Source organism: Pseudomonas sp. MPB23, from assembly GCF_046605395.1.
In the GTDB taxonomy this organism is placed as follows: Bacteria; Pseudomonadota; Gammaproteobacteria; order Pseudomonadales; family Pseudomonadaceae; genus Aquipseudomonas.
This window is the reverse complement of the sequence record NZ_CP176771.1, coordinates 3,968,246-3,981,096: the sequence shown is the minus strand read 5'-3', so window position 1 is coordinate 3,981,096 and position 12,851 is coordinate 3,968,246. Positions and strand designations below refer to the sequence as shown.

12 protein-coding genes are annotated in these 12,851 nt (G+C 62.7%); 5 read left to right on the top strand and 7 right to left on the bottom strand.

Annotated features, from left to right (window positions below):
• Positions 1–18: 18 nt before the first annotated feature.
• From ACLH0J_RS18075 to ACLH0J_RS18045, 7 genes are read right to left on the bottom strand one after another with little or no spacing between them, the layout of a single operon-like run.
• The gene (locus ACLH0J_RS18075; RefSeq protein ID WP_411388414.1) at positions 19–738 is read right to left on the bottom strand and encodes a hypothetical protein; all 720 of its coding nucleotides are present in this window, start codon (positions 736–738) and stop codon (positions 19–21) included.
• Positions 738–1,472: a nucleoside triphosphate hydrolase gene (locus ACLH0J_RS18070; RefSeq protein ID WP_411388413.1), complete on the bottom strand. Its 735-nt coding sequence runs from the start codon at positions 1,470–1,472 to the stop codon at positions 738–740. The genes ACLH0J_RS18075 and ACLH0J_RS18070 overlap by 1 nt, the downstream gene beginning before the upstream one ends.
• A gap of 1 nt (position 1,473) precedes the next feature.
• On the bottom strand, positions 1,474–3,213 hold the full coding sequence (locus ACLH0J_RS18065; RefSeq protein ID WP_411388412.1) for an ABC transporter ATP-binding protein: 1,740 nt from the start codon (positions 3,211–3,213) through the stop codon (positions 1,474–1,476).
• The gene (gene spt / locus ACLH0J_RS18060; protein ID WP_411388411.1) at positions 3,210–4,409 is read right to left on the bottom strand and encodes a serine palmitoyltransferase; all 1,200 of its coding nucleotides are present in this window, start codon (positions 4,407–4,409) and stop codon (positions 3,210–3,212) included. Before spt ends, ACLH0J_RS18065 begins: the two co-directional genes overlap by 4 nt.
• The gene (locus tag ACLH0J_RS18055) at positions 4,396–4,659 is read right to left on the bottom strand and encodes an acyl carrier protein (protein WP_411388410.1); all 264 of its coding nucleotides are present in this window, start codon (positions 4,657–4,659) and stop codon (positions 4,396–4,398) included. Before ACLH0J_RS18055 ends, spt begins: the two co-directional genes overlap by 14 nt.
• Before the next feature lie 32 nt (positions 4,660–4,691).
• Positions 4,692–5,600 carry an NAD-dependent epimerase/dehydratase family protein gene (locus ACLH0J_RS18050; RefSeq protein ID WP_411388409.1) on the bottom strand — a complete coding sequence of 303 codons (909 nt, stop codon included), beginning with the start codon at positions 5,598–5,600 and terminating at the stop codon, positions 4,692–4,694.
• The gene (locus ACLH0J_RS18045; protein ID WP_411388408.1) at positions 5,600–7,324 is read right to left on the bottom strand and encodes a fatty acyl-AMP ligase; all 1,725 of its coding nucleotides are present in this window, start codon (positions 7,322–7,324) and stop codon (positions 5,600–5,602) included. Before ACLH0J_RS18045 ends, ACLH0J_RS18050 begins: the two co-directional genes overlap by 1 nt.
• Positions 7,325–7,702: 378 nt before the next feature.
• Between ACLH0J_RS18045 and ACLH0J_RS18040 the strand changes: the two genes are divergently transcribed.
• The 5 genes from ACLH0J_RS18040 (at position 7,703) to ACLH0J_RS18020 (ending at position 12,844) form a co-directional block, all read left to right on the top strand.
• Positions 7,703–8,827 carry an N-acetyltransferase gene (locus ACLH0J_RS18040; RefSeq protein ID WP_411388407.1) on the top strand — a complete coding sequence of 375 codons (1,125 nt, stop codon included), beginning with the start codon at positions 7,703–7,705 and terminating at the stop codon, positions 8,825–8,827.
• Positions 8,811–9,641, top strand: coding sequence for an NTP transferase domain-containing protein (locus ACLH0J_RS18035; RefSeq protein ID WP_411388406.1), 831 nt, complete (start codon positions 8,811–8,813; stop codon positions 9,639–9,641). Before ACLH0J_RS18040 ends, ACLH0J_RS18035 begins: the two co-directional genes overlap by 17 nt.
• Positions 9,642–9,708: 67 nt before the next feature.
• Positions 9,709–10,782 carry an LPS export ABC transporter permease LptF gene (gene lptF, locus ACLH0J_RS18030; RefSeq protein ID WP_411388405.1) on the top strand — a complete coding sequence of 358 codons (1,074 nt, stop codon included), beginning with the start codon at positions 9,709–9,711 and terminating at the stop codon, positions 10,780–10,782.
• The gene (gene lptG / locus ACLH0J_RS18025) at positions 10,779–11,858 is read left to right on the top strand and encodes an LPS export ABC transporter permease LptG (protein ID WP_411388404.1); all 1,080 of its coding nucleotides are present in this window, start codon (positions 10,779–10,781) and stop codon (positions 11,856–11,858) included. The genes lptF and lptG overlap by 4 nt, the downstream gene beginning before the upstream one ends.
• 8 nt (positions 11,859–11,866) lie before the next feature.
• Positions 11,867–12,844 carry a diacylglycerol/lipid kinase family protein gene (locus ACLH0J_RS18020; protein WP_411388403.1) on the top strand — a complete coding sequence of 326 codons (978 nt, stop codon included), beginning with the start codon at positions 11,867–11,869 and terminating at the stop codon, positions 12,842–12,844.
• The last annotated feature ends 7 nt before the right edge of the window (positions 12,845–12,851 follow it).

Here is a 12,851-nt window from a genome sequence, read left to right as displayed (position 1 = left end):
AACGCGTGTGACCTGCGGTTAAAGAAATGAGGAAAAGCCTGGGGTCTCACTGACCAGCGTTTCGATGAGCTGACGGCAAATGGCGTGCACCTGGGCCTGCGGCAAACCCGCATCCACCTCGACCACCCGCGCGCCGGGGAACGTCAAGGCCGCGGTGGCGGCCACCTTGCGCTCGATCAGGGCCAGGTCATGGTCGGGCTTGCGCGCCCAGGCGGTGTGGGCGTCTATATTGAGCCGGATGACCAGCGTGGGCGGTATCTGGGCCATCTCGATATAGAGGTCGCGCTCACGCCGGGCCAGCAACGCGGTTAACCAGCCCGTGGCATGGGCGGCCGACAAGCCCGGGCCATCGTTGAGCCCGGCGATCTGCGCCTGGGGGTAGCGATCGCAGATCACCAACCGCCCGCTCTCGCGCACCTGCAGCATGCGCAGGAAACGACGCCAGCGCAGCCTGCCGAACAGGTAGATGACCGCCGCCGTGACAGGTCCGGGAATCCGCTCGCCGGGCGTTCGCGCCCGACGGGCCTTGTTGGACAGATGCCGCTCCAGGATCGCGCCTATCCACGGCAGTTGCCGAATCTTCAGCCCGAGCGCCCCGGAGCCCAGCCCCAGGTAGGCATATTGGCTATTGGCAATGACCGAGCACAGGTAGTGCGCCGTGGTGGTCTTGCCGGCACCGTCCGGGCCGATGATGGCAACCAGCGGCGCCAGGCGCCGGAAGGCGCTACGGCTGGCCATTACACGGCGCGCTGACGGGACAGGCATGCGCTGATGGCATGCTTGGCCTGGTCGATGACGGTCTCCAGGGGCTGGGTACTGTCCAGATCAATGATCGGACTACCCTGGTATTCCAGTTGCGGCACCAACGCGATCTTAGTGGCCAACGACGCGTAGCGGTGGTCCGGTTTGCGCTTGTAGGCCGTTTCCAGATCGACATTGAGCCGAATCACCACGTCAGGGCGATAGCTCACCATGTAGCAGTACAGCAAGCGTTCGCAACGTGCCAGGCAGCGCACCAGTGCATTGCGATGCTGTACGCCACTGAGGCCCGGGCCATCAATCTTCATTTTGGCCACGGCAATTTGCGGAAACCGATCGGCGATCACCGCAACCCCCTGGCGTCGCAGCGACATCATCTTCTGATAGCGCCGCCAACGCCGCACGGACAGCAGAAAAATCGCAGCCGCCGCCAGGGTACTCGGCGCCTCGATCGAAGGGCGCGACACTTCGTCAGGCGACACGGTCTTCGGCGAGTTTTTCGCAATCAGACGCTTGAATACGCCCCCCACCATCGGCAAGCGCACCAGCTTCTCGCCCAAGGCCTTGGATTGGATGCCCAGGTGGCAGCTTTCAACCTCTGCGGACTCGCGCATCCACGCCAGGATAGCGTCGGAAACAGTGGTCTTGCCCGCACCATCGCAGCCTACAAAGGCAATCACCGGTGCCAGTTCGTTCTCATGGTTCATCGACATTTCAGCGGCCTCCCGAGCCATGGATCAGAGCGGGACGCGACAGCGGCGCATGCCCACCTGTCACGACCTTGAATTTACCCTCGACCAACTCGACAACCTTGTCCGCCACTTCGATCAGGCGCGGACGGTGCGACACGGCAATAATGGTGATATTCGGCGTCAGCGCCTTGAGCGTGGCGCAGATGTCGGCTTCGGATTCGGCGTCCAGTGCACTGGTGGCCTCGTCCAGGATCAGCAGACGGGGCCGGTGCGCCAGCGCGCGGGCGATAATGATCCGCTGGCGCTGACCACCGGACAGTTGGCCGCCCCGCTCCCCAACCCGCGTGTGCAGGCCTTGATCCAGGCCCTGCACGAATTCCCAGGCGCCGGCCTGACGCAACGCATGCTCGGCATCGGCTTCGGTCAATGACGGCTCACCGAGGGTGACGTTGGCCAGCACACTGTCGTGCAGCAGCAGGGTTTCCTGGGTCACGTAGCCAATCATCCGGCGCCAACTGCGCCGTTGCAGATCGCCCAACGCCCGGCCATCCACACTGATGCGGCCGTCTTGCGCCACCAGCAACGCGCACAACAGGTCAAGCACCGTGGTTTTGCCGGTGCCCGACGGGCCGATCAGGGTTGTCATGGTCCCCACCTCGAAACTCACGCTGGCCTTGTCGAGGACGCATCGACCGCCGTAGGTAAACGAAACCTGATCGAACGCAATGTTCCGGGCCAACGTTGGCTGGAGGCTGCCACCGGCGGGTTCACGCTGGGCCTCGGCGGCTTCCACTGCTTCGCGCAGGGCCCAGAACGCGCTCTCCTGCCCGACCATGCGGTGGTAGCGCTGCTGGGCCTTGTGCATCAGCCCAAGCACGCGCACGACCATGAAGATCAGCACCATCACCGAGGACATCGGCAGCTTCCAGATCACCAGGCCGGCGTACAGACCGCCTGCGGCCAGCAGCGCCAGCAGTGGCTCCTGCAGGGCGCGCAGGGTCTCGCGGCTGGTGACTTCCTTTTCCATGGCGATGTTGAGCTCCGTCGCCTGGCTGCGCAGCAGCGAATCGGCGATGTCCTCGCGGGCCATGGCCTTCAGCGGTTTGACCGAACCCAGGGTGTCGCTCAGGTTGATCAGCAGATCGCGCATCAGCCCGGTCTGGCTTTTACCGGCCTGGCGCGAGGTTTTCACCAGGCCGCGCAAGGCCAGTAAAATCGCCAGGCCCAGGACAATGCACACCAGGGCGGCCTGCCAGGCCACCACTAAGGCAATGATGCTGTAGGCAATGGCCTGGATCGTCAGGGCCACCATGTTGGCGGCGTGCTCGTAGGCCGTCGAGGCGCGGAACGCCTCGGTGGCCACGGCGTTGGCCAGGGCCCCGCCCGGCTGACGCAGGTAATGCTCCCATCGGCTGCCCAGCGTGGCATTGATCAGGTCGACACGCAGGTCCGTGGCGACGTGTGCCACGGTGTAGCCCACCTGACGGTTGGCCAACAGAATGAGCAGGCTGGTCAAGGACATGCCGACCACGATGATAATCAGCAGTACGGTGATGGAGGGCTCCAGCCCCACGCTGTGCAGCACGCTGGCAACATGGCCGGCGACCATGCTCGAGTGGCCGCTGTCACCCAGCATGACCGACACCAGGGGCAGCATGGTGGTCAGGCTCACGCCCTCCACCACGCCGGCGACCACCAGGCTGAGCAGCATCAAGAGGGTGCGAAGGGGGTAGGATTTACCGAACGCCAGGATGATTCTCATGCCACCGACTCCAGGATATCGCTGTCACGCAGGGCGGCGAATGCCCCCACCATGGCGTCGATTTCCTGTTCCGAATGGGCCGCACTGACACTGCACCGCACCAGCGTGATGCCCGCCGGCGCGGCTGGCGGCAGCACCAGGTTCACGTACACCCCGTGCTCGATCAACGCTCGCCAGAAGCGCACGCCCTGCTCCTTGGTGCCGATCATCACCGGCACCACCGGACTGGCATGCGGGCCCACCTGGTAACCCAATGCTGCCAGGCCGTCATACAGGCGATGGGCGTTTTGCCAGAGCTTTTCGCGCAACTGAGGGGCTTGTGCAATGGTCTGCAACGCCGAGCGCACGGAGGCAATGGCCGATGGCGACGGCGAGGCGGTGAAAATATAAGGGCGACTGGCATAGCGCAGCACTTCCATGGCGCGGTCATTGCCCACCGCGAAACCGCCGATGGCCGCCAGGCTCTTGCTGAACGTCCCGAGGATGATGTCGACGTCCTGCTCCACGTCCAGCGCCTGGGCCAGGCCACGGCCAGTCGCGCCCATCACGCCGAAGGAGTGCGCCTCGTCCAGCAGCAGGTAGCCGCCCAGGCGGCGCTTGATCTCGACGATTTCCTTTAGCGGAGCCACGTCACCGAGCATGCTGTAGATGCCTTCGACGATGATCAGCGCATCCTTGGCCTGTTCGCCGAGGCGCACCATGCGTCGCTCAAGGTCCGCGGCGTCGTTGTGACGAAAACGGATGATCTGCGCCCCGCCCAGGGCGCACGCATCGTAGATGCTGGCGTGGCAATCGGCATCGAGCAGCACCACGGCCTTGGGCGTCGCCAGGGCGCTGATGATGCCCAGGTTGGCGACATAACCGGTGGAAAAGACAATGGCCGACGGCCGCTCGAAGAACGCCGCCAACTCCTGCTCCAGCGCCACGTGCCCGCCGTAACTGCCGTTGGCCATACGCGAACCGGTGGTGCCAGTGCCCAGCTCGACCAGGGCAGCCTGGGCGGCGGCAATCGCCTTGGGGTCAAACGTCAGGCCCAGGTAGTTGTTGGTACCGGCCAAAATGACGCGACGATTGCCGATGCGCCCCTGGGTGGCGGAATAGATCCCATCGATGCAGGTGCCAAAAGGGTTGAGGCCGCCGTCCTGGAACGCTTCGCGCTCCTGTGCCAGGCGGGAGAAACCGTCATACAACCCCATGATGCTCCTCCAGGTAGATCATCAGTGCATCGGTGAGGTCGGCAGGTGTGCTGACATCGATCAGGATATTGATTGGGATAGACAGGTCGAACCGGTCTTCCAGCATCATCAGCAAGTCCATGATCTTGATGGACTCAAGGCCCAGGTCTTCGATCAGGTTGCTGTGCAGGTTTAATGGCCGTTGCTTGTCGGCGGTCAAGCCGCTCAGGCATTCGAGGATGTAGTCGGTGACGACTTCGCGCTTCAACATAAAAAGAGTCTGATATCTGTATGAAAGTGGGATCAAAACAACCGTTCACGCAACGCGTGTTCAAGCTCGATGGCCGGGTACCAGCCCAGGTCCTTCGAGATAAGGCGGTTGCTGGATGACCAGTCGGGATGGATAAGCTCGTTGACCTTGCTCGGCGTCAGCATGGGCTCGCCACCTGCCAGGCGATGCCAGGCCAGGTTCAGGCGTGACAGTTGCAAGAGCAAGGCGGTGGGAACACCGATCAGGCGCACCGGCCCGCCGCGTATCAGCGCCCCCATGGCGGCCAGTTGCTTCCAACCATAGCCATCCTTGGCACCGTCATTGATTTCATAGCGCACGGCATGAATAGCCTCCGCGTCCAGCCAGCGCAGGGTGGCCTGGACCAGGTCTTCCACATGCAGAAAAGACAGGCGTGCATCGGCACGACCAAGCCGGGGCAGCCAGCCACGCAGCAGTGCCGACAGCACCGGCTGCAATTCGCTGTCGCCTGGCCCATAGACGGCCGTAGGCCGGAAAACGCTGATGGGCATATCGGCGGCCGCCTGGAGGGCGGCGACTTCGGCATCGAACTTGGATTCGGCGTACCACGACAGGTGCGGGTACCTGGCAGCCAGCGAAGAAAACAACAGGAAACGCTCGCAACCGGCCGCCTTGGCCGCTTGCACCAGGCGCTGGGTGCCCTCGACGTTACAGCGCTGAAACACCACGCGGCTGCGACCACGCACCTGTCCAGCGCAATGGATGACTGCACTGGCGCCGCTGACCAGCCTGGCCAGCGAGGCCTCATCTTCCAGCGAGCCGCGCACCCATGTCACGGCGTCCAGGCTCGCCACCGAACGGCGGGTCAGCGCACGCACGGCGATACCGCGCGCCAACAGGGCGTGCAGAATGCGCCGGCCGATAAAGCCGGTGGCCCCGGTGATTGCCACGGTCTGGCTCATCAGGCGATGGCCGCGGCAGGCAACGCGAGCGCGTCGAGCATGTTCAGGTAGCGACGTTTGGCCTCAGCACGAGCCGGTTTGCCAGACGAGGTACGCGGGATGCTTTGCGGCGGTACCAGTTGAATGTCGACGCTGACGCCGAACTCACTCTGGATGCGTCCCGACAGCGAGCGGACCATGTGCTCGCGCGATGCGGGCGAGGCCACCCGGCACTGGATCTGCATCACCACCACGGGCTCATCACCACGCGCCGTCACGAAGGCGATCGCATCGCCCGGGCGCACACCAGGCTCGCCCTCGGCCACGTGCTCGATATCCTGAGGCCAGATGTTGCGCCCGCGAATGATGATGAGGTCTTTCTTGCGGCCGGTGACATGCAGATCGCCCTCGAACAAGTAACCCAGGTCGCCGGTGCCCAGCCATTGGGAGGCCTGCAGTTGCGATTCAGGGTCGCGGAAATAGCCACTCATCAGGCTGGGGCCGGCAATGAAGATCTGCCCCACCTCGCGCTCGCCGAGCACCTCACCCTGGGTGTTGCGAATTTCCAGGCGGTGTCCGGGCAGGACCGCCCCACAGTTCACGAACGTACTGACAGCACGTGTACGTGGCGTGGGCGGTACGGCTTTGCCACTCTGCTCCAGTACATCGCGATCAATCACATCGGCACGCAGGCCTCGGGTGGCGTCGGCAAAGCTGACCGCCAGGGTGCTTTCTGCCAGGCCGAAGCACGGCATGAACGTCCCGCTGGCAAAACCGGTTGCCGCAAAACGTTCGGCAAATTGCGTCAAAGCCTCGAACGGTACCGGTTCGGCGCCTACCCCAGCGACCCGCCAACTGCTCAGGTCAAGCTCGGCCAGGTCCTTGTCACTGCACCGTCGCAGGCACAGGTTGTAACCGAACGGTGGCGCCACGGACACGGTGCCACGATTGCGGCTGATCAGCTTCAACCATTGCAAGGGGCGCATGGCGAAGTCCTGCGTGCGCAGATAGTCGACCGACAGTTGAGTAGCGACAGGGGTGAGGACGAACCCCACCAGGCCCATGTCGTGATAGAAAGGCAACCATGAAACGCAACGGTCGCCTTCGCGCAGCTTGATGCCGTCACGGCTGATAACCCGCAAGTTGGCCATGACCGCGCGCTGGGTAATCACCACGCCACGAGGAAAGCGCGTGCTGCCCGAGGTGTACTGAAGGTAAGCCACATCGTCTGCGCCAGGTGCCTGCAGTTCGACCTCGGCCTCTGGCAGCGCGTCGATGTCGACACCACTGAGCAAAGGCATCGGCGGCATATCGGCGGCGGCCTCTCGCACCAGCGGGAGCCATTCCTCGCCACCGCACACGGCGGCTGGGCTGCAACTGTTCAGCAACCCACGCAGCTTGTCCACGTAGGATGAATGCTGGCCAACCCCCATGGGAATGGGCAATGGCACGGGGATCAACCCCGCGTATTGGCAGGCGAAGAACACTTCGACGAAGGTGGCATTGGTGTCGGCGATCAGTGCCACCCGGTCGCCCCGCACCAGCCCCAGGCCGAGCAGGCGACGTGCGCCCTTAAGGGCGCGTCGTCTAAGCATGCGGTACTCGAACGAACTGACCAACTGACTGCGTCGGTCATAGAAGTTCATGCCGGTGTGACCGGTGGCGGCATAATCCAATGCCTCTACCAGACTTTCAAAGTCTGCATGACGCATGGGGACGGATTGATTTGAGCTTGTTTCTGACATATACAGCACAGCCATTAGATGTGAGCCTTCGGCCTGATCGCATGACGGCAAATCCACCCGCAATGTTTCATTTGGCCGATGCATTTATCAGGCGACAATAAGATAGGAAACAGCGCATCTGCGCCGCAGCCAGCAAGCGATTATTGCCTGCGCAGTGTTTAACTTCTGATTGAATCGAATTCGGCGCGAAGATTAACAGGAGTTGTTTTCTGAACGACTATTCATTTATCAGATACCCGCCATCTGAAACAGCGATGAAGATTTTATATACAAAATTAGTTAATAGCGGTTTCATTTACGCCGCATTTGCGGTGATCGACCGTGCAGTGCGTTAGTTAAGTTAGCACCTCCTCGAAGTTAGTTGGATTTAGGTCAGTCATGATTTCCATAGAACAGGTCAGCGACAAGGCGGGTTTAAAAGCCTTCATCTCCCTGCCCTCCCACTTGTACGCAGACGATCCCCACTGGGTCCAACCCCTGCATGTGGAGCGTATCGAGCATCTGTCGGCGAAGAACCCGGCATCGGACCACATTCACTGGCAGGCCTGGATTGCGCGACGCGGCAATGAAGTGGTGGGCCGCATTACCGCTCAGGTGGATTCACTGCATCGTGATCTGCATGGCATGGACACTGGCCATTTCGGCATGCTCGACGCCATTGATGACGAAGCCGTGTTCAGCCTGCTGACTCAGACGGCGGAAACCTGGTTGCGCACGCAGGGCGCCCACCGGATCACCGGCCCGTTTGGCTTGAACATCAATCAGGAAAGCGGCCTGCTGGTCGACGGGTTCGATACACCGCCGTCGGCGCTGATGGAACATGGCAAGCCCTACTACGCCGCACGCCTGGAGCAGCAAGGCTACGCCAAGGGCATGGACCTGCTGGCTTACTGGATGCGCCGCACCGACCTGTCCTTCACCCCAGCGCTGACATCACTGATGGGCTCCATGCGCAACAGAATCAAGATCCGGCAGCTTGATCGCAAGCGTTTCGCCCAGGAAATGCAGGTACTACGCGCCGTGTTCAACGATGCCTGGCAGAAAAACTGGGGGTTTGTACCGTTCACCGAACGTGAGTTCGATGAGATGGGCGCGCAACTGAAATTCCTGGTGCCCGAAGACATGATCTACATCGCCGAGGTCGACGGTGAGCCCTGTGCTTTCATCGTTGCCCTGCCCAACATCAACGAAGCCATCGCCGACCTGGACGGGCGCCTGCTGCCATTGGGCTGGGCCAAATTATTGTGGCGCCTGAAAGTCAGTGGCGTACGCACCGCGCGGGTACCGCTGATGGGCGTGCGCCAGCAGTACCAGTTCAGCCGAATGGGGCCGATCATCGCACTGCTGCTGATCGAAGCCTTGAAGGCGCCGTTCGAGAAACGTGACATCGAAGCACTGGAAATGTCCTGGATCCTGGAAACCAACACCGGTATGCGGGCGATTCTGGATCGCATCGGTGCCGCCCCCTACAAACGGTATCGCCTGTATGAAAAAGCAATTTGAGCCACCGCGTTTCGACGCGCTGGTACTGGGGGCGGATCGCCATGGCCATGACCCGGTGGCTGCGCTGGGCACGGCAGGTTGCAAGGCGCTGACGCCAATCGCAGGGGTGCCGATGCTGCACCGTGTGCTGGGCGCTTTGCACGACAGCGCCCAGGTTGGCCGGGTAACGCTGATCGGGCCTTCGCTGGCGCTGCTGGAGAAGGACCCCCATGTGCGGTCGCTGATCCTCAGCGAACAGTTGAGCTTTCTGCAACCCCAGGCAACCCCGGCTGCAAGCGTCGCCCATGGCCTGGCCAGGCGACAACACTGGCCACTGCTGGTGACGACCGCCGACCATGCCTTGCTGCGCGGCGACATGGTCGACTACTTCCTCACCCAGGCAGCCGCCCTGGATTGTGACGTGGCGGTGGCCGTGACGCCCCTGGCGACCGTCCTGCAACGATTCCCCGGCACAGCCAGAACGGCGATCCGGCTCAAGGGTGGCCCGTATTGCGGCAGCAACCTGTTCGCCTTCCTCACTCCACAGGGGGCCAAGGTGGCGCAGTACTGGCGTGGCATGGAAGAAGCGCGCAAGCGTCCCCGACAAGTGGTGGCCCGTGCGCTGGGCCCGCTGGCCACCGTGCGCTACCTGCTGGGCGAACTGTCCCTCCAGCATGCGCTGAACCAGCTTTCCCGGTTGTTGGGCGCACGCGTGGGCGCTGTGGTCATGCCCTTCCCGGAAGCGGCGGTGGATGTGGACTCAGCCAACGACTTCGCGCTGGTGGAACGCACCTTGCGCGAGATGGCCAAGGACCACGGGCGCCCTGCGGCCTGACCGACTCACCCAATTCATTTCCCTTTTTCCTGTGCACGGCTGACGCCGCGTTGAAGGCTTGCGGTACATGCTTACGATCGAGCGCTACATCATTTCCGAAGTACGCCGTCCTGTGACGATGATGGTCGGCTTCCTGACCTTTGTTTTCGCCAGTTACTCGGCCGAACGCTACCTGACCGAGGCCGCCAACGGCACCCTGGCGCTGAAGGTGGTCTTCGACATCGTGTTCTACAAAGTGCTGATCGCACTGGAGATGCTGCTGCCCGTCGGGCTGTATGCCTCGGTGGCCATCGCGCTGGGGCGGCTCTACAACGACTCGGAAATCACCGCCATCATGGCTTCCGGCGCCAGCCCGTTGCGTATCTACCGGGCCATTCTGATCATCGCCATGCCCCTGGCCCTGGCGGTGGCTGCGCTGTCGTTCTACGGCCGGCCCTGGGCCTATACGCAAACCTATCAGTTGGAACAGCAATCGCGCTCCGACCTCGACGTCAGCCACCTGCAGGCCCAACGCTTCAACCTCAACGATGACAACGGCCGGATGATCCTGGCCCAGCACATCGACGCGGACACCAACCAGCTCACCGACGCGCTGATCTACGACCCCACCGAAGGCAAAAGCCGCGTGCTGCGCGCCAACGTGGCGACCATCACCGATCCCGATCCCATGACGCCGGCGCTGACCCTGCAACAGGGCACCAGTTATACGCTGGAGCATCGCGGCAGCGAGGACAGCACACTCAACTACAAAGAGTTGCTGCTCCACCTCAAGCCGATGGAACCGACCGAGGAGTCAAAGCGCAAATCCACCCCCAGCGCGACGCTGGCCATGTCGGCCATGCCCCAGGACAAAGCCGAACTGCAATGGCGTGAAAGCCGTGGCCTGAACGCCATTCTCATGGCGCTGCTGGCCGTGCCGCTGAGCCGGACCGCACCGCGCAAAGGCCGGTTCTCGACCCTGCTGCCGATCGCGATCCTGTTCACGGTGATCTTCTATGCCGGCAACCTGTGCCGCAGCCTGGTAGCCAATACTGCCCTGCCCCTGGTCCCGGGCCTGTGGCTGGTGCCCCTGCTGATGCTGGTTGGCCTGGGGGCCTTGATGGCCCGTGACCTGCATCTGCTGCCGAGGTTTTCGCGATGAGCCTTTGGGGTCGCTACCTGGTCAGGAACGTGTTCGTGGGTTTCGGTGCTGCCGCTGCGCTGCTGATTCCGTTGTTCACGACGTTTGATCTGATCAGCGAACTCGACAATGTCAGCGCTGGCGGCTACCGCTGGACCCAGGCGGTGGCGGTGGTGCTGATGACCCTGCCCCGTCGCCTGATCGACCTGGGGCCCTTCATCGCCCTGTTGGGTGGCATCGTCGGCCTGGGCCAACTGGCCGTCAGCCAGGAGCTCACGGCCCTGCGCGCCGCCGGCGTGTCCATCGTGCGCATTGCCCTGGCGGCCGTCGCCGCAGGCGTGTTGCTGACCGCTAGCCTGGCAGCACTGGATGAATGGGTGGCCTCACCGTTGCAGCAGCGCGGCCTGCAGATGCGCAACGCCGCCATCACCAGCTCCGATGAGGCCGTCAATGCCAAGGGGACGCTGTGGGCCAGGCGCGGCAGTGAAGTCGCCAGGATCGACAGCGTGGCCGCGCACAACCGGCCCATGGGCATCGAGATATTCCGCTACAACCCGGACAACACCCTGGACAGCTACATTCACGCCGACAATGCCAGCGTCTCCCAGGACGGTAGCTGGACGCTCAACCAGGTCAACTTCAAGCAATGGAGCAACGGCGAAGAAACCGTCCGCGAGCTGGATAGCCTGCAATGGACGTCAATCTTTTCCAGTATTCATCTCAAGGAGCTGACCCTGCCCAGCGACAGTTTTTCCATCAAGCAACTGAGCCGCTACATCCACTTTCTCAAGGCCACCGATCAACCGGTCGATCAGTACAGCATCGCCCTGTGGCAGAAATTTGGCCGGCCGATCCTGACGCTGGCGATGATCCTGCTGGCGGTCCCCTTCACCTTCGTGCAACAGCGCGACCCCGGAATGGGCAGCCGCCTGGCGGTGGGCGCTGTCGTCGGTCTGCTGACCTATGTGGGTAATCAGATCATCGTCAACCTGGGGCTGCTGTTTGCCCTGAATCCGCTGTTGACCACCTTGTTGCCACCGCTGTTTATCCTGGGCGCGGCATTGATGCTGGTCTATCGCTTCGACCGCAACGCCTAGGCAACGTCATGAACATCAACCTACCTTCAATTGCTCAGCCACGATGCATCGGCGTGTTGATCAACCCCCTCAGCGGCCGCGTTCGTCGCCAGCGGGTACGCATGTACCGCCTGATCCATAGATTGCCCCGCGCCCGCGTCGCGCAGGTGCAGACCCCGGCCGAGATCGACATTGCCATCGCCAGTTGGGCACTGATGGAGAACGACTTGCTGGTCGTAATCGGCGGGGATGGCACCTTGCAGGCGGCGCTCACCAGCCTGCTGCAAACCCCGGGGGCGAACGTCCCCAAGGTGTTCATCGTCCCCGCGGGCACCACCAACATGAGCGCCAATGCCATCGGGTTGCGTGGCAGCCCACTCAAGGCAATCAAGGCACTGACGCGCTGGCTGACCCATGACGACCACACCGCGCGGGAGAAGCCCACGGCCGTACTGCAAGTGTCGGACTCGCACACCCAACGAGCACAATGCGGCCTGTTCTTTGGCGCGGGTTCAATCGTCACCGGTGTTCGCTATTTTCATGAACGGGTTCGCCCCACCGGCCTCAAGGGGCTGGCAGGGCCATTGACGGCCTTCGTGCGCATGCTGCTGGCGTTGTTTTCCCGCACGGCCAGCCATCTGCTGCCGACCGTCAACGCCGCTATCAGGGTGAATGACACGACATGCGAGGCGCCATGGCTGCTGGTATTGGCCACCACCCTCGACAAATTGCTGCTGGGCAGCACGCCATTTTGGGGCACCGAGCAGCAGCCCATGCGCCTGACTGCCATCGCCCAGGCCCCTGCCCGCCTGTGCCGGGCCTTGCCCGCCGTACTGCGCGGGCGACCCAGCGCTGCCATGCGCCGGGATCCGGGCTACCTGAGCCACAACACGCAGAACGCCAGCATTGACCACCTGCACGAATACCTACTGGACGGCGAGATATTCCCGGTGAGCGGAACACTTGAAATCAAGGCCAGCCCGCCCGTGCGCTTCATCACCTTGTAAGGACATT